The sequence below is a fragment of the Streptomyces sp. CA-251387 genome (assembly GCF_050936625.1).
GTDB lineage: Bacteria > Actinomycetota > Actinomycetes > Streptomycetales > Streptomycetaceae > Streptomyces.
Map to the genome: position 1 here is coordinate 6,926,706 of NZ_JBNJMJ010000001.1, position 16,029 is coordinate 6,942,734.

At 68.0% G+C, this 16,029-nt stretch carries 18 protein-coding genes and 1 pseudogene; 11 read left to right on the forward strand and 8 right to left on the reverse strand.

Annotated elements, in window-relative coordinates; genetic code table 11:
• Positions 1-101: 101 nt before the first annotated feature.
• Positions 102-267 (forward strand): annotated as a pseudogene (locus ACQEV2_RS31090) (DUF4333 domain-containing protein); the annotation flags it as partial.
• Between the two features lie 81 nt (positions 268-348).
• Here the strand turns inward: ACQEV2_RS31090 and ACQEV2_RS31095 are convergent.
• Positions 349-933 carry a hypothetical protein gene (locus tag ACQEV2_RS31095; RefSeq protein WP_433048742.1) on the reverse strand — a complete coding sequence of 195 codons (585 nt, stop codon included), beginning with the start codon at positions 931-933 and terminating at the stop codon, positions 349-351.
• A gap of 30 nt (positions 934-963) precedes the next feature.
• On the reverse strand, positions 964-1,635 hold the full coding sequence (locus tag ACQEV2_RS31100) for a hypothetical protein (RefSeq protein ID WP_433048744.1): 672 nt from the start codon (positions 1,633-1,635) through the stop codon (positions 964-966).
• A gap of 40 nt (positions 1,636-1,675) precedes the next feature.
• On the opposite strand from ACQEV2_RS31100, the gene ACQEV2_RS31105 reads away from it, so the two are divergent.
• From ACQEV2_RS31105 to ACQEV2_RS31135, 7 genes are all read left to right on the forward strand, one after another.
• The gene (locus tag ACQEV2_RS31105; RefSeq protein WP_433048747.1) at positions 1,676-2,002 is read left to right on the forward strand and encodes a hypothetical protein; all 327 of its coding nucleotides are present in this window, start codon (positions 1,676-1,678) and stop codon (positions 2,000-2,002) included.
• Positions 2,003-2,023: 21 nt separating this feature from the next.
• The gene (locus tag ACQEV2_RS31110) at positions 2,024-3,175 is read left to right on the forward strand and encodes a PE-PGRS family protein (RefSeq protein ID WP_433048750.1); all 1,152 of its coding nucleotides are present in this window, start codon (positions 2,024-2,026) and stop codon (positions 3,173-3,175) included.
• A 10-nt stretch (positions 3,176-3,185) separates the two neighbouring features.
• Positions 3,186-3,662 carry a hypothetical protein gene (locus ACQEV2_RS31115; protein WP_433048753.1) on the forward strand — a complete coding sequence of 159 codons (477 nt, stop codon included), beginning with the start codon at positions 3,186-3,188 and terminating at the stop codon, positions 3,660-3,662.
• A gap of 373 nt (positions 3,663-4,035) precedes the next feature.
• Positions 4,036-4,449, forward strand: a complete 414-nt coding sequence (locus ACQEV2_RS31120) for a hypothetical protein (RefSeq protein ID WP_433048756.1) — start codon at positions 4,036-4,038, stop codon at positions 4,447-4,449.
• A gap of 36 nt (positions 4,450-4,485) precedes the next feature.
• The gene (locus ACQEV2_RS31125) at positions 4,486-5,616 is read left to right on the forward strand and encodes a hypothetical protein (RefSeq protein WP_433048759.1); all 1,131 of its coding nucleotides are present in this window, start codon (positions 4,486-4,488) and stop codon (positions 5,614-5,616) included.
• 21 nt (positions 5,617-5,637) lie between these two features.
• On the forward strand, positions 5,638-5,922 hold the full coding sequence (locus ACQEV2_RS31130) for a hypothetical protein (protein ID WP_433048762.1): 285 nt from the start codon (positions 5,638-5,640) through the stop codon (positions 5,920-5,922).
• Positions 5,923-5,993: 71 nt separating this feature from the next.
• Entirely contained in the window at positions 5,994-6,392 is a 399-nt protein-coding gene (locus ACQEV2_RS31135; protein WP_433048765.1) for a hypothetical protein, read from the forward strand.
• A 17-nt stretch (positions 6,393-6,409) separates the two neighbouring features.
• Here the strand turns inward: ACQEV2_RS31135 and ACQEV2_RS31140 are convergent, their stop codons facing one another.
• Both ACQEV2_RS31140 and ACQEV2_RS31145 read right to left on the reverse strand, forming a co-directional pair.
• Positions 6,410-6,943, reverse strand: coding sequence for a hypothetical protein (locus ACQEV2_RS31140; RefSeq protein WP_433048768.1), 534 nt, complete (start codon positions 6,941-6,943; stop codon positions 6,410-6,412).
• 336 nt (positions 6,944-7,279) lie between these two features.
• Positions 7,280-8,797, reverse strand: a complete 1,518-nt coding sequence (locus ACQEV2_RS31145) for a hypothetical protein (protein WP_433048771.1) — start codon at positions 8,795-8,797, stop codon at positions 7,280-7,282.
• A 216-nt stretch (positions 8,798-9,013) separates the two neighbouring features.
• Here ACQEV2_RS31145 and ACQEV2_RS31150 point away from each other — a divergent pair, with 216 nt between their 5' ends.
• From ACQEV2_RS31150 to ACQEV2_RS31160, 3 genes are all read left to right on the forward strand, one after another.
• Entirely contained in the window at positions 9,014-9,607 is a 594-nt protein-coding gene (locus ACQEV2_RS31150; protein ID WP_433048774.1) for a hypothetical protein, read from the forward strand.
• A 60-nt stretch (positions 9,608-9,667) separates the two neighbouring features.
• A complete protein-coding gene (locus ACQEV2_RS31155) occupies positions 9,668-10,975 on the forward strand; it encodes an SUKH-4 family immunity protein (RefSeq protein ID WP_433048777.1) in 1,308 nt (435 codons plus the stop codon).
• Between the two features lie 64 nt (positions 10,976-11,039).
• The gene (locus tag ACQEV2_RS31160) at positions 11,040-11,774 is read left to right on the forward strand and encodes a hypothetical protein (protein ID WP_433048780.1); all 735 of its coding nucleotides are present in this window, start codon (positions 11,040-11,042) and stop codon (positions 11,772-11,774) included.
• Between the two features lie 596 nt (positions 11,775-12,370).
• On the opposite strand, the gene ACQEV2_RS31165 is transcribed toward ACQEV2_RS31160, so the two are convergent.
• From ACQEV2_RS31165 to ACQEV2_RS31180, 4 genes are all read right to left on the reverse strand, one after another.
• Complete coding sequence (locus ACQEV2_RS31165; RefSeq protein ID WP_433048783.1) at positions 12,371-14,527, reverse strand: SUKH-4 family immunity protein; 2,157 nt, start codon at positions 14,525-14,527, stop codon at positions 12,371-12,373.
• The gene (locus ACQEV2_RS31170) at positions 14,502-14,966 is read right to left on the reverse strand and encodes a hypothetical protein (RefSeq protein ID WP_433048786.1); all 465 of its coding nucleotides are present in this window, start codon (positions 14,964-14,966) and stop codon (positions 14,502-14,504) included. Before ACQEV2_RS31170 ends, ACQEV2_RS31165 begins: the two co-directional genes overlap by 26 nt.
• Positions 14,967-15,371, reverse strand: coding sequence for a hypothetical protein (locus ACQEV2_RS31175; RefSeq protein ID WP_433048788.1), 405 nt, complete (start codon positions 15,369-15,371; stop codon positions 14,967-14,969). It lies immediately after the preceding gene.
• Positions 15,372-15,577: 206 nt separating this feature from the next.
• Positions 15,578-15,808, reverse strand: coding sequence for a hypothetical protein (locus ACQEV2_RS31180; protein ID WP_433048791.1), 231 nt, complete (start codon positions 15,806-15,808; stop codon positions 15,578-15,580).
• Positions 15,809-16,029 lie beyond the last annotated feature (221 nt).

The window sequence follows — 16,029 nt, forward strand, 5'->3', positions numbered from 1 at the left end:
ATTGTCTGCCTCGCCGCCGTAGCGACTCGAGCTGATTGCACTCACTCGCGAGATGGGACCCATCATGGCCCCGGCCCGCTTGTCGGCCGTAACTTGGAGCCTGTCCCGAGGACCTCGTCGGCAAAGGTGGGCACCACGACCCGCTGCACGCTCACGGCGGGCGACGGCAGCACCTTGGGTGTGACAGTCACCGTCTCCTCTGTTGACGGTGACGAGATCGAGTTCGATATCCGGGCTGACGAAACGGCTTCGGCGGCTGCCAAATGAAGGCCAGGCAAGAGCCGACGAGCCTCTCGGCACTCGGGAAAGCCCCGGCCCCCCGTTCCAGGGGACGCGCCGGGGCTTTCGTCACGCGAAGAACGCCATCAGCAAGCTGAGGACGAGGCCGACCACGCCCACCCCGGCCAGTGCCAAGCACGTGCGGAACATGCCCTGACCCGGCGTCCGCCCGAAGGGGAAGCCGGTGACGGTGCCGAAGAAGCCGGCGGTGAGGGCGATCACGGAGCCGAAGAACCACGCGCAGCCCACCGCGATGGCGTAGACCCACCCACGGTCCAGCTTGTAGGACGTGTCGCCGGCCTTGAGGGCCTCCATGACGTACCCGCGCTGATGCAGGGCGTCGCTCTTGAGCTCGGCGTTGAGGTCCTTCACGGTGCCGTCGTCGGACGTGAAGGTGCCGTAGCACCACCTGGTCTTCGTCTTCTTCCGGGAGCTGCTCGACGTGCTCGAGCGGTACTTGTAGTCGACGGTGCAGGTCTCGACGGTCAGCTTGCCCGGGGTGGACGTGGCGTAGGTGTACGGGCCGAGGTAGGCGCCGAGGGCCACGAGGACGACGCCTACGAGGATCAGGCCGGCGCCGATGAGGCGGCCGAGGGGCGCCCCGCCTCCCTGCTCGGCGGCGTTCGGCGCGGCGTTCCCGTGTACTTGGGTCATTGAGGGTTCCTCAGGAGGGGGATATGGGGTTCACAGCACCAGGGCGCAGACGAGTGCTGCCAGGATGCCCAGGGTGAAGAGGCCGCCCAGGGCGGGGCCGGTGACGGTCTGGGTCGGCAGGCGCTGCCAAGAGGCCGTGAAGCCGGGGCCGTTGCGGGTGCCGAAGCCGGTGAGGAGGCAGTAGGTGCCGAAGGCCAGCAAGGAGAGGCAGAACGCGAGGATCGCGGCGTCGTCTCCGGGGTCCCGGTCCTGCGGTCGCTCGAAGGTGTCGTTCACCTGGACCACAGGGATTTTCGCCCCCGTTTCGAAACGTGATGATGTCTCCACCGCTACGTCTTGGTAAGTGGTCTTACCGTCCTGTGCGTTCCAGGTTCCCGTGCAGCTGAACTTGAGTTCCTTGGAACGCCTGTGCGTGCCGTAGTGGGTCTTCGTGTGTGTTTCACATGAAGAAACCGTGAGAGTTCCTTCGGTGCCCTCCCCGGAGAGTTCACTGCGTAGTTCGGGAATGGTCACCGCGGCGACGACCACCGCCACGAGAAGCAGCCCGAGTCCGAGGAGTCTTCCTTTCCAGAGGCTCCCCGTACTGCCGTAATGCTGCTGTGTTGTGACCACTTTTGGTGTCTCCTTGAACGACTTGACGATCTCTTGACTGGCGGGTTTGGCAGGGCGGTGCGCGAGGAGTCTAAGGTATCGGTCTGTCATCCAATATGGGCTATGGCAAACGGGAGTTCGGGGGAGTGCCATGGAGTTCAGTACCTTCGATGTGGACACGGATGTGCTGCGGCGGCAGGGAGGGAAGTTCATCGACCTCGGGACCGATTTCGCGAGTGCTTCCAAGCGGTTTCAGGGCAGCCTCGAAGGCATCGGAGAACCCTGGGCGGACGCCGACTTCGGAGAAATCTTCGGTGAGGTGTACGCGCCGATTCGCGACGGAATCTTCACATCGATGGACAGTCTCGCCGAACGGCTTCAGAAGATCGGGCACAACCTGCAGGACATGGCGCGCAACTACGATGCGTCGGAAACGTCGAACAACGGCCTGATGAACGGTCTCACGGGTCAACTCTAATTAATTTCGGGGGAAATTGGCATGTCGCTCACGCTGCCCGGTGAGCTTGTCTGGGTGCTCGACCTCCTCGGTTACAGCTGGCCCGAGGCCGACGAAGAAGCACTGCATCAGGTGGCCGAGACCTGGCGGGCTTTCGGCGAGCAACTCGAGGAGATCCAGCGGGAGGGCGAGGGCCTGGCCCGTACCGTCGTCGCCCACAACTTCGGTACGGCCGTCGACGGATTCAGCAAGGACTGGGGTGCCTACACCGGCGCGAACGGTGAGGACAGTTACCTGCCGGATGCGAAGACCGCGTGCCAAGTCATCGCCTTCGCGTTCGACGCGGCCGCGGTGGCGGTGCTCACGGCGAAGCTGTCAGTGATCGCCCAACTCGTCGCCCTGGCCATCGAGATCATCGCGGCGCAGGCGGCGGCTCCCTTCACGTTCGGGCTCTCCGAGATCGGTGCGCTCGGGGCGACACAGGCCACGCGGTTGATCGTCCGCGAGCTGCTGGACCGGCTGAAGAAGGAGGTCATGGAGGCGATCACCAAGGCCATGGAGCACGCCACCATGGACGCCCTCAAGAAGATCGCCAAGGAGCAGCTCGAGAGGATCACCAAGGAGAAGGTCAAGCAGTTCGCCAAGGACCAGCTCCAGCAGCAGGCCAAGCAGTTCGTCCAGGAGAAGGTCGTCGACGCCGCCAAGGACAAGGCCAGGGAAGCGGCCATCGGAATGGCGCAGAACATCGGCCAGCAGAGCGTCGAGACCTACTTCGACGCACGGTCCGGCATCGACCTCGGCGAGACGGCCGACGTCGCCAAAACGGCGGCCGGGGACTACGTGGACGGCCTCAAGAACGAGGTCCCCGGAGGTGAGGGATCGACCTTCGCCGACTATGTGGACCCCGCCACGCATGTGAACAACACCGTGGACGCCGCGACGGAGCGTGTCACCGGGACGGCCGGGGACCGCGTACAGCAGGGCGTCGACGCGCTGTCCGGACACGGCGCCGACACCATGCAGGGTTCCGACGCGGCTGCCAACACCGCCTCGGCGGCGGGTTCCGGCTCCTCCGGCTCTTCGGGCACCGCGCAGGCGTCCAACAGGCCGGCAGCCACGACCTCCACGGCGGGCTCCCGCTCCTCGCACACCACGGAGGGCGCGCGGGAGTGGGCTCGCAGCGAGTTCGGATGACGCCGCCGCTGTGCTTCACCGCCCTCACCCCACCGCCTTCACCGGCTTCACCGCCCTCACCTCCGACAGCATGCGACAGGAAGGACGTGCCGCACCCGTGACCGCGGACCGGGAGATCCAGGACGAGGAACTCATGGGGGTCGCTCAGGACCCCGAGCAGGCCCTGCGGCTGCGCCGCTCCCTGCGCACCATTGCCGGCGCGATGTCGCTCGACCCGGCCCTGCGCGAGATGGCGCGTGAGGTGCTGAGCGGGCACGTCGACGTCAAGGACGCGTTCCAGGACCCGCGTTACACCGAGGCCGTATACCAGCGGATGCACGAGATCCGCCGGGCGGCCGATGGCCAGACGTACGCGGAACGCCAGCAGTCGAAGGCGCAGTTCGCGGAATGGGACGTACGGCAGCGGGCCGAGCTGGATCGCGAGCGTGCCGAACGGGAGGCGCCGGTGTACGACTCCGGCCGGGAAGGGCGGCGGACTAAGCGCTGAGGCGGCCTGCGCCGGCCGGGCTGGTTCAGCGAGGCGCGGCAGCCCCGCCCTGCACGGGTGGACGGGCCCAGGTACCGGCAGTCCTGAAAGGCGTCGGCGGCGAAGGAGACGTGTGCCAGCCGGCAGTACGGCGGAGGTGGCCACCAGGGCCGGCACCAGCAGTGCCCAGCGGCGTCAGGTGGCGGTGGCCATACATTTCACGGTTCTCCTCGGAATCTCCATGCCAACAGGTCGTAAAGGCCAATGGGTTGTAGCTGACGTCGAGTTGACACCACCCGGCGGGTTCCTGTGTCGGCGGTGTGTTGATGCATGCGCAGGCGCGTTGGTAGGTTCACGCCGGTCGAGACCGCCGACCCTCCCTATGAGGTACTCCTTGGACAGCGCCCGCGACAGTTCCGACAAGCGCGTAGACGACTCCGAATTCCTGGAGATGACCCAGCAGGACCCCGCGCAGGCCAAGATCCTGCGACAGTCCCTGGAGCATCTCGCCTCGGGGCTCGGTGGCGATGCGCTCAAGGAGATGGCGCAAGAGGTCCTCTCCGGACGTATGGGGCTGCGCGAGGCAGCCAATGTGTCGGCGTACGCCGAGCAGGCCGTGGAACAGGCGGCGCCGCTCGCCGAGAAGTGGGCCTCCATGTCCGAGCGTGAGCGGGACGAGCTCGCCGCGGAGGGGGAGCGCCGGCTTGCGGAGGAGCGGCGGCAGCTCGACGAGGAGCGGCGTACGGAGTCCGAGAACCGGTCGGGTACGAAGTCGCGTCACGACGGGCGCGGCTGGTCCTTGTACTGAGCGGTCGTATCCGGTGATGCAGGCGATGGGGGAGCTTTGAACTTTCATGTAGAGCCCGGTGCGATCGACGGCTTCGCGAAGCTGGTGGGGCGTGCCGCGGACGGCGGTGCGCAGGCCGCTACGTACGTCGGCACCCACGCCCAGATCGACAATTCCGTCGGCGGAGCGGCCTGGGACCTCGTCGCGGGTGACCACGACAGCTATGTGAGCGAGGCCAAGAAGGCTCTGGAAAAGGTCAAGAGCGTTCTGGAGGCGTCCCAGAAGGAACTGACGGGTACGGCCAAGTACTACCGGGAGACGGACACCGACGAGGCGGCCAAACTCGACGCCACGTACCCGGGCTCCAAGGTGTCGGGCGGCGGTTCCGGCGGCGATCCGCAGGACTTCTCCGACGCCAGTGACGCCGTGGACACGCTGAAGCCGCCGAGCGACCCCACCAACCCCCTCGCCAAGTACGCGTCGGGTCATGCCGACGAGTACCAGATGAGCCCGGTGCAGAAGACGCTCGGCAGCGCCCTTGACCTGGGCAGCCCCTCGGCGATGGCCGTGGAGGCGTCCAAGTTGCTCTTCGACTTCGACCCCTTCGCCGAATGCACGAACTGGGTGTTCGGGGACTGGAACAAGTACAACGACTGCGCCGACGTATGGGGCAACCTCGCGTCGTTCTGCGATGCGGTGGCCGCCAATGTGCGCAAGGGAAACCAGAACGTCGGTCTCAGCTGGGACGGCAACGCCGCGAACGCCGCCACCGTGTACTTCGACGAGTTCACCAAGAAGCTGGACGAGATCAAGGAGACCTTCAAGTCCCTGCAGAGCTGTTACTCGCAGGCGGCGCAGATGGCGTTCCAGTTTGCGGAATTCCTCAAGTCGTTCCTGGTGATGTTCTGCGACCTGCTCGTCATCTGGCTGGTCAACCTGCTCGCGGCGCAGGCCGTCAACGCGATCCCCGTCGGCGGGCAGGTCGCCTCGGCAGCCATGTTCGCGCTTGCGGCGGCCGAAGCCATCCGGCTCATGCAGCTGTGGGCCGAGGCGGCCAAGGCGTTCGACACGTTCGCGGCGGCGCTGAGCGCGCTCGGTGTGGTGATGTCCACGGCCGTGAACGGGTTCTCGGCGGCGGACGGGTTTCCCCAGGTGGGGACCGGTGCTTATGATCACGCCGCGGTGTAGCGGAGAAGGCGGACGGAATTCGTGAGTTTCCTGGGCGGAGTCGACGACCTGGAGCGTTTCCTCACGCGCTCGTGCTATTTGAGCATCGGGTCCGTCCCGGTCTGCTGGGCCCTCATGGTCTTCCTCGTAGCGGATTCCGGCTGGCATTTCAGCTATCTGCTGGGCGCAGTCCTCCCGCCGATCGCCGCCTACCTGGGGATCCGTGGCAAACGGGAAATACGTACGGGGATGTCGGCTACGGCGTTCGGGCTCGCTTTCGTCTCGCTGCCGCTGATGGTTGCACTGGGGTATCTCGAGAGCATGTGACGCGATCGGCTTGCCGCTGCATCGGCGCCTGCCAGCAGGCTGGTCCTGGCTGAGGGCTAAGCTCCGCTGCCATGACCACACACGGCGGTGAGGCGGCGAACAGTCCGGACGGAGCGGGCGGGCAGCCGGTGTCCTCCGGTTCCGGGGTGAGCGCGGACGAACTGCGGGCGCAGTTCCAGGCTCAGGGGCGACCGGGGCTCGTGGAGAGCCGGCGGCGCGATGTGGCGCAGGCTCGTTGGACCTACGCGGCGTTTGCCGGGCTGATCGCTTTCGTCTGCCTTGCCCTCATCGTCGTACGCCTTGTCAGGGGTGACGCGGTGGGTGCCTGGGTCGCGCTGTATGCCGTGGGTGCGGCCCTCAGCGGGTGGGGTTTTGTGCTCGCGCGCATCGGACGTACGCGTTGGGCGATGGCGGTGTCCTGTATCGGGGCAGCTTTGGCGGGGCTCGGCGACAGCCCCGCCTTCCACTGAGGCGCACTGCTGGGAAGTCAGGCCTGACGGCGCTTGTTGCCGAGGAGGTAGGCGAGGCCCCAGGCGGCGCCTGCGGCGACCAGGAGGCCGAGCGGGGAGAACCAGTCGACTCCGCCGGAGGATTCGTCGTTCCACCAGGCCTTGGCCGGGAGGAGGGCGTCGTACCTCAGCAGGTCCCAAAGGGTACCGAGCGACTGGCTTTCGGCGACGATGAGCGGCCAGGCGTTGGTGTAGCCGAAGAAGGCGCCGAGCGCGGCGATGACGGCTCCCCAGATCCAGGCGCCGGTGTTGCGGCGACCAACCGATCCGACCAAGGCGCCGACGATCGCTCCGTTGATCAAGGCGTGAGCCAGGTAGAGGGTGTTGGCCACAGTGACCGTCTGGTCCTTGTACGTGGCCAGGATCAGGCCGCTGTAGAGCAGCGAGACGACGACCGAGACGAAGAACCCGAGGAAGACCGCACCGACCGGATGACCACCGGCGTTCGGCCGTTGCCCGAAGGGGGGCGCCTGGTACGGCGGCGCGGGGTACATCGAGGGCTGGCCGGGCATGGGCGGCTGCCCGGGCTGCATGGGGGGCGGGCCTGCCTGCATCGGCGGCTGCCCGGGGGCGGGAGGCGCTCCGAACCCCGGTGGCTGCTGCTGCGGTGGCGCGGGCTGGGCGTACGGGTTGTAGGCGTTCGGCGCTTGCTGCGATTGTGGCGGTTGCTGCGGTGGTTGAGGAGGCTGCGGGGGTGGTTGGAAGGGCGGCGGCTGGCTCATCGATTTCCCACGGAGTGAATTGATAGGAACAGCAAGTTATCAGTGAGATCAGCAGGGGGCCGTCGGAGCTGGAGCGGGCCGCGTGAAGGGCGCTCGTCACTGCTCGGATCGTCACCGCTCGGCTCGTCACCCCTCCCGGTCGTATGCGCTCCCCTCGTAACCGTCCTCCTGGTCCATCCACTGGTACTCCTGGTCCAGCCTCAGGATGAGCTCGCGGGCCCATTCGGCGAGAAAGCGCGGGCAGCCCCATACGTCGGCGGACCGGGCGGCCTCGGGTGCCGGGAACGAGTCGGATGCGTACAGGTGCCGGAGGTGGGTCGCGAACCCGCGCTGGTCCCAGCGCCTGAGGCGCTCGTCGGGGTGGTCGTCGCCGCCGTGCGCGCAGTTGGCTGCGAGCGTCCCGGGGTCGACAGCGCGGAGCAGGGTGCGGACTTCACGTCCGACGCCGTACGGCAGATCGCGGACTTGGGCGATCCAGAGGGCGAGGAGCAGCAGCACCAGTCGCTCGTGCGGGTCATCTGCTGTTGGGTGTCGGCGGGCGGCCCACACCGCGATGTTCTCCGGTCCCTCGTCGAAGTCGTCGCCGTCGATGACGCACTGGGTCAACTTGTCGACATCGAGGGTCCTGTCGGGCCGTACGTACGTCTCATCCAGAGCGCTGGTGTCGCGTACCCCGAACTTCGACGCGTGCGCGGTGCGCAGCTCAGTCAGCGCCTCGTCGGCGAGACCGCGCAGATAGCGCGGGCACAGCCATGCATCGGGCGGATACTCGTCGAGCATGTCCCGGAGCTCCGCCCGGCCTCCGGGGCTGCGCAAGTGGAAGCCGATCTCGGCGGTGTCGGCCGACTCGAACTCGGGGTCCGGATGCTCGTCGTCGCTGTGGGTGCAGGCCGTAGGGTCCCCGAGCTTCGGCAGCACCGACTCCAGGCCGTCGATCATCGCGTCGAAGACCGAGCGTTCCGTGATCCGGTAGACGGCGTACCAGCAGCTGGCGTGCTGGGTGATGACGTAGCCCGCTCGAGCGCCTTTGGTGGCAAGCCAGTTGTCGCCCCCCGCGTTGCACTCGAGGACGGCGACGGGATCCCAGTTGGGATAGTCCGAGAGGACCGAGGACAGGCTCTCCACCGATGAGGTGTGGTCCTCGGGTACGACCGCGGGTATGCCGTCGGCCGAGAAGGGCCTGACGATGTCAGCGGTGACACGAGCGATGCCGGCGATGTTGGCCGGGCACAGATCAGCCTCTTGGCGCGGGCGTTCCGGCCCATCGGCGAACAGATATCCGGTGGGCAGCCCGAACCAGGCCGGGTCGTCCTCGGCAAGCTCGCCGAACTCCTCCTCGTACGGGTGGGTTTCGTGCGCGCAGCTGTGCTTGCCGAGGGCCGCTGCGGCGGCCAGCAGAGCCTCTACGGCTGCTCGCTCGGCGCCGGGAGTGGGCTGCCCGGCGAGGTACGGCACCATCTCCGCCAGTCCGGCGACCCACACGTGTGCCGTGTCGCCGTCGGGGTCGGCGATGAGGCGGCGTGCGCAGTCGAGTACGAGGGGGTCGGCCTCGGCGGGGGCGGTGTCCCCTCCGACCCGGCTCCAGGTCTCACGCAGGTCGGCTGGGGTGGGGGAGGCGTCGGGGTTCTCAGGTATGTGGATCATCTTTCCTGACGACGAGTTATCGGCTACGGCGGTTGCTGGGAGCGCTTGTCCCGCGAGGCTCGGACAGATCGGATAGATCGGAGAGGTCGGTCAGGTCGGACGGAAGCGGGCCGCATGGAGGCGCGTGGGCGGTGGTTTGACCTGTGTGAACTGGCCTCGCCAAGATCTTCGGAGCCAGCCGGGGCACGAGCACGGAGCAGAGGGGACGGAACAGCATTGAAGACGGATGCGAGCGGTCGGCAGAACCTGCGGAAGGCCGGAGCGGGAGGGCTCGGCGTCGGACCCGCTGCTGCGAAACGGAGTGTCGGCGGCCGTATTGGGGTCGGATTGCTGGGCATCCTCTTCGTGCTCTTCAGCCTGGTCCTCGTCGGCTCAGGCTATGAGGAGGGCCCCAGAAAGGTGGCCCGTGGCACGGCCGGGACGATCACCATCGAGCAGTGCCGTAAGGACGTCGGCGATGAGGACGTGGAATGTTCCGGCACCTTCCGTTCCGACGACGGCCGGGTCCGCTACGGCACGGAGGACTTCGAACTCGACGGGCACTACGACAAGGGTGAGAAGGTTCAGGCGGTGGCTGACGGCCCCGGGTGGTACGACCGCGGCACTTTCACGACGCTCTACGTCGAGGGTGTGCGGTTCTGGTGCATTGCCGCGGCGATGTTCGGCATTGCGGTGCTCTTGCTGAGCTCCGCTTTCCGCTCCGGCGGTCGTCCCAGGCGGCGCTGGGCGCACATCACTGGCCTGAGCCTGCTCTTTGGGGGGCTGCTGGGATGCGGCTTGTGCGTCCTGGTGAACTCCGTGCTCATTTAGCGGCCTCAAGGCGCCCCGGCCCCAGGGTTGGTTGTCAGTGGCGGGTGACAGGATGACCGCATGATCGACAAGCTGGACGCCGTACTGGCAGACCCCACACGGCTGTTGACCGCTGACCGCGCGGCGGTGCGCGACCACATCGCCGCCGTGAAGGACGCCGACGGCGTGGGACATGAGGTCTTCCTGCAGGCCGAAGCGATATTCGGCGGCGCGGACGTGACGCCCGCCGAGTTCGCCTCCTGGCTGCACTTCGCGGCGAAGGCGACCGGCCATGAGGAGTACGCCGAGCAGATCGCGAAGGCCGAGCCTGCGATGCCCTGGCGAACGGTATGGGCGTGGTGGCGGCCGGCCAACTGGTTCATGGCCCATCCGAGCCTGAACGGCGACTACTACCAGGTCCACCGTCGCCTGTACGAGGGGCGGGAGCTCGTCGAGGTGGTCGACGACCGTGGCCCGGTCTGGCTCGATGCGGAGACGGGGCAGAGAGTGAAGGTCCAGGACGAAGCAGCGCTGGCAGAAGCGCCCTTTCCCCCGGAGGTGCTCGATTCGCCCGAGCTGCACGAATGGGCACTGACCGCTCCGGAGAGCTGGGAAAGCGCAGTCGCGTTCGCCGCAGAGGGCAGTAGGACTCGCTATCTCATCGAGAACACGCACGGCATAGCGGTGCTTGAGACGGACGCCGAGGTGCTGCAGGACTGGCCGCGTGACGGCGGGATCGACCCCACGTCGTCCGAGGAACCGCCGCCCGGCCCCGAACCGGTGGAGCGGCGGCCTGCGGGTCCACTCAGCGCAGCCCGGGCCGACGACTCCTTCGGGGAACGGCACGTGCTCCGGATACCTGAGAGCGCCCTGCCCGAGGGGCTCGAACACCCGGGAAGCAGGCGGCACTTGCGGGACATCGGCATGCCCCGTTGGTGGGTGTGCCATGGTGTCGAGTACGAGGCCCACTCGGCGGACGCCATTCGCCCCCCGGCCGACGGCGTCCTGTCCGAGGACGGCCTGCCGAGCGGTGTGGCCGCCGGGGATCTGATCGCCTTCGGCGCGTTCGAGTACGGCGAGCTGTATCTGCACCGCCACGACGGGACCGTGTACATCTGGAGCCGACTGGACGGGCCGACGAAGCGGACGCTGGTGCCGCTGGCGCCGGACCTGGACGTCTTCACGCGCATCCTTGAGGCCGTCTACCGCTACAGCAACGCCTGTTGGCATCCCTATCCGGTGGAGGGGGACCAGGAGGCGGTGGCGCAGGTATTCCTGGAAGAGATGGACGAGCTGGCCCCAGGGCTGTTCGATCGGGAGACTCCCAGTGGGCGGGTATGGAGCTGGCTCTATGCAGGCATCACCGAGTTGGGTGTCGACGGGTTCTAGCGTCTCTGGTCTTTCAGGTGCGAGGTCTCGGATCTGCCAGGAAGACACGGCCTAAGCTCACTCGGTGATCACCGACGACGTGCCGATCGATGAACTCGCCCGCTCCTGGGAGGAAATCCGGGAGGATTACGACGACACGCTCAACGACGCGTACGACAGGAGGATCCTCGACTGCGCCGCGCGGGTCGCGGCAGACCCCGGCGGGGCGTCGGCGTACGTGTGGACGACCGGTCTCCTGATGACGGCCCCCTATCTCGCCTGGGCACCGGGTGCCGGAGTCGCGCCGGAGGCCAGAGCAGCACTGGAGGCGGCCGACGGCGCCCTGCGCGACCGGCCCTGCGAGCACGAGACGCATCCCTACCGGGAGCAAGAAGCGGAGTTCGACGAGGCCCTCGCCAGGCAGTTGTGCAGCCTCTCCGACCCGAACGCCGCATGGGATGAGAACCATCCCCGTGAGCCGTGGCTCTGCCCGCGCAATATCGCCGGACTCGCGCGGATCGCCCTGGACATCATCGAACCCGGCTCGGCCGCGGATGTCCCGCCCCGTCTGCCGGTGGGGGCACAGGACACCATCGACACTCTGTCCGCCATGCTGCACGGCCACCCGGAGCCGGGGGCCGACATCGACGAGGAGATCTCCCTTCAGGCGGGGGAGCTGCGGTCCGCCAAAGCGGCGGACCGTCCCGGCCGCCTGTTGGTTGTCATGGCGGTCACCTGGTACGCCGTCTCGGACTTCGTACGGAACACGTCCGTACTCGACGAACTGATCGCGGCGCTGGAGGACCCACCAAGGTCATGAACTGCCGCAGGCTGCTGCCGAGTAGGTGCGTTCCGGCGACAGAGGCCATCAGCACCCGGCCGGAATCACCGTCCATGACCACTTCCTCGCCGAGCCAGCTCCCCAAGTGGTAGCTGGGCTCGAGGTGCCCAATGCCTGGGTGGTTTCCAGGCCGGCCCGGTCAAGGGCCACGGTGGTCAGGATTCTCGGCTCGCCGCTGTCAAGAGCGTGGAAGGCGTGGTAAGTCAGGGTGGCGGGCGATTGCGGGTGGACGAGCCCGGCACGGATGGCGGTTGACTCAAGCCGGCGGGGTGCCTGCTCGCCGCAGCTGCTCGCGAACCAGGACCGATCGTGCCCTCCGGCCGCGAGAAGCGCGGCGGGCATGGGCCAGATGGCCGCACGACGGACAGGGACGGACATGCGGGCTGGGCCGGCGCGGCCGCCCTCCTCCCGGCTCCTTGTCTGCAGCATGTCCACGGCGAAGAGCCCCCCTGCTGCCGCCCAGCACCCAGCGATCGTCGTCGGCCTGCGCTGTATCCCGGACCCTTACGAGCTCACCACGGAAGCGGTACATATCCTCGTCGCTTCTCCGCGAGGCTCGAATTCCGCCCGCTCCATCAGACCAGATCGTCGAAGTTGTAGTCCTCGAAGACTCTTTGCCAGCCCTGTGTTCGGAAAGCCTGAGGGTCGATGCGGTGCAGCCAGTGGCGTAGATCCGTCTCCGTGTCCTCGATCGACCACCAGGAGGCGCGCCACCAGTAGTAGAGGCGGACCATTGCGACGAACTGGCCGAGACTGCTTCCGGCCAGGGCGTCGTCGATCCCCGACGAACCGTCCTGCAGCACGCGCCCGTCGCGGCCGTCGAGGAGGAGTCGCGCACCTTGCCAGCTGCCGAGGAAGAAGTACGTGGACTCCGCCTCGTCCGGCTTGCCGAAGGGTTCGGCAACCTGGTGCAGGCCGGTGTCCTCAAGGTCGGTGGTCTCGAGTTCGAGGAAGCCGGTGACACAGGGGAAGCCGACTTCGGAGAGGAAGGCGCGTGCGGCGCTGTCGGAGAGGGCGGCCGGCAGGCTCTCCTGCGGGAACAGTTTGACCGCCGCGGATCCGAAGACGTCCGTCAGCCAATCGGTCGTGGGGGCCAGGGCCTGGGCGGGCAGGTCGGCCCGAGCACGCGTCGTGCCGGTGGCCACCAGACGCTTGAGGAGGCCTGGTGCGTTTTCGTGTCCGGCGTTCTGGTTGATCTCGACCACACAAACCCCGTCCATGGTGGCCAGGGCGACGCGATGGCCCGAGCGCACGCCTTCACGGATGTACTGGGGCATGCGGGGCAGATCCACTTCCCCGCTGGCGGCTCCGGCGGGGCGCCACCCTCGGGGCCCCTGATCCGCCTGCGTGGTGTCGGAGGTGTCCGCGGCCTCATCGGGCTCGGGGCGGGGCGTGCCCGTGGTCAGGTCCCAGGTGCCGATGTGGTCGCGGCGTGTGCGGGCTGTGACCACATCGCCGGTCGGGGTGTGCACGATCTGAAGCGTCTGGACGATGGGGCGCCTGACCACTGCGTCCGTGCTGAACACGCCGGCACCGACGCCTTCGGCCCAGAGCGTCCGCCAGGGCAGGGCCACGGGGCCGGCCGCCGACAGGAGCCGGTCGGCGGCTGCTTCCTGCGTCGGTCCGGCCTGCATCAGGGTCAGGTGCAACAGCGCCAGCCACTCACCCTGGGACGAAGGCTGAACGCCACGGCGCGCCATGTAGTGGAGTCGGGCCGCGGCACTTCCCTGCGGGATGGGCCGTGCATGGAACGCGGCCTCGAACGCCTCGAAGAGCGACTCGTGGCCGACCCCGGCGACTGCCGTGGTGTCTTTGAGGAATGCCTCGAACTGGTCGGCTGCCGCAGCATGACCGGCCAGGGCCCGCTCGGCGTACCAGCGTGTCGCCTCGGGGGCGTCTGCGGCCGACAGTGCGGTGACTGCGCGCGCGTGCCAGGACCTGGCCTCCTCGGCGGGCATCTGCGCACGCAGTTGCCGGGCCGCTGCCTCCTGCTTGAAGGAGATGAGGGGAGTGCCTGTCCCGTCGTCCGTCCGGTGGATCCAGTCCCGAGCCGCGGGGTCGCCGAGCAGCGACTCCAGCCGGGACTCGGGGACCTCTTGGCCGAGGGCGGAGCAGAGCAGGGACCACACGGGGAGAGGAACGAAGCGGTGCTCGGCCAACGCCAGCGCACGGAGGGCGGACGACAGGGCCGCATCCTCGTCCGACTCCGCCAAGGCGGGCATGCCCTCGAAACCCCCCTGCAGCGTCAGATGCCGTCCGCCCAACTCGACGGCCCTGCCCGGAGCATCGTCGACTTCCACCAGCAAGCGCATCCGCAGCCCACGCCGATGGTGCTCGATCAGCGCCCGTGCCACCTGATCGAGCACACGCTCCGGCTCGCGCGAGGTGCGCAACCGGCCCGCCCACTGCGTGTTCGCGAGTACGACCACGGGGTCGTCGCTGATCCGGCCGGCCACGGCGGCGAAGTTGCCCTTGAATGAGTCAGTGGCGGCGATGCCAAGGGCCGTCGCCACGTCTCGGGCCACCTCCTCCGCGGATCTGCCGGCGCAGTCGACGTGGGCCGCGGCCGGATGACGGGCAACGACCTCGCGCAGCAGCGCCGTTCTGCCGCTGCCTGCGCGCCCGCCGATCCACAGCCAGGCGCTGGTGTCGCGAGGCCGGTCGATCCACCGCAGCGCACGGTTCAGCGCGAGTTCTGCCGTGACTTCATCCGGGTTCGGGGTGGTACTCATGCGGGTCCGCCAGGGGGGATCGGTCAGTCGGTGGTTCGCGTGCAGCAGTCCAGAAATTGGCGTCAATGTCTGCGTCGTCGAGGTCGGCCAGTGTGTCCTCCAGATCGTCTCTGATCGCGACGCGCTCGATACGGCTCCCCGCCGCGGCCAGCATGCACCGGGCCACCAGGTAGTGCTGGAGCAGGTCGATGAACGCGGCCAGGCTGTCGGCGATCAACACGGCGCTGCTTTCCTGCTCTCCGTCGTCGTCGGGCTCGTCGTCGAAGTAGGCATCGAAGTCGTCTTCCGCGCTGCTCCAGTCGGCCGCACCGAACAGGACGACCTGCCCCGTTCCACCGTGTAGGGCCAGGTTGCCGGCACCCCACGTACCGATCTTGTAGTACGCACCTGGGACGGCGTCTGCCGGCAGGTCGCCAGGGGCGAGCCGGGGCAGACCCACTTAGTCCAGAGCATCGAGCCGGATTGCGGCGCCTTCGAAGGCGGGCAGTCCGACGTCCGTGAGAACGCGGCGCGCCTCGGCGTCCGTCAACCCCTCGGGCAGCAGGCCGGTGGGCAGGCGACGTACGACGCCCGGTTCGAAGAGGTCGGGGTCGTACGAGCCTCGGCGTCGTGCTGTCCCGCGGTGGAGTGCGGGGAGGAAACCGGAGTCGTCGAAGAGCGGCTCCCCGTGGACCTTGCTGATGCGCGGACTTATGGCGGGGTCGTGGGGCTCGACCGCGAAAATGCCGCCGAGCCCCGTCACGACCAGGAGGTCGCCCACCCTCACCTGACCCGACACGAAGGGGAGTTCCAAGCTGTCGAACACGGTCAGATCGTCCCAGTCGGGTGTGACGTTGCGTGCCATGTCGGTGAGCCAGAGCGGCTCGCGGTGCCCCGGTGCCGGCATCGCCTCCGGCCAGGGGCCGGCCAGCTCCTCGCCGGTTTCGGCGTCCCAGACTCGGTATCGCTCGTCCCATTCCCCCCGAGCGGAAACAGCGTGCCGGCCAGGGAGATAGTCCTCAGGGGCGATGACCGGGTCGCCCAGGGGGCCGGGCCGAACATACGCGGCGTTCAGGGCACCCGGCGGCCGCCCACGCCGACCACGCCCAGCACCACCATGAACACAAGACCGGCGAACCCCGCTGGACTGGACTCGCCCTTCTGGTTCCCGGTGGCAATCACGACAGCACCGAAGACGCCGACGGCGCCCATCGCGATGAGCAGCACGGAACAGGGAAGTCCGACCATGGCGCCGCGGCGGCCGGTCCGTATGACCGTGGCATCCGGCGCGGGGGAGGGCATGTGCGAAGGCAACATGGTGCGTGAGCCTAGCGAATTCACCTACGCTGCCTCGTCATGACCACGGACGGCCGGGAACGCGGCGGGGAACAGGTACAGATAAGGGTGCAGATGCAGGTGCGAGGCGGCGAGGGCGAGTCGGCATTGTCCGGCGTGGACGAAGTCAGGGCGAGTTTCCCTGGACCATCGGATCCGGGATTCGCGAGACAGCGGTCGCAGCAGGC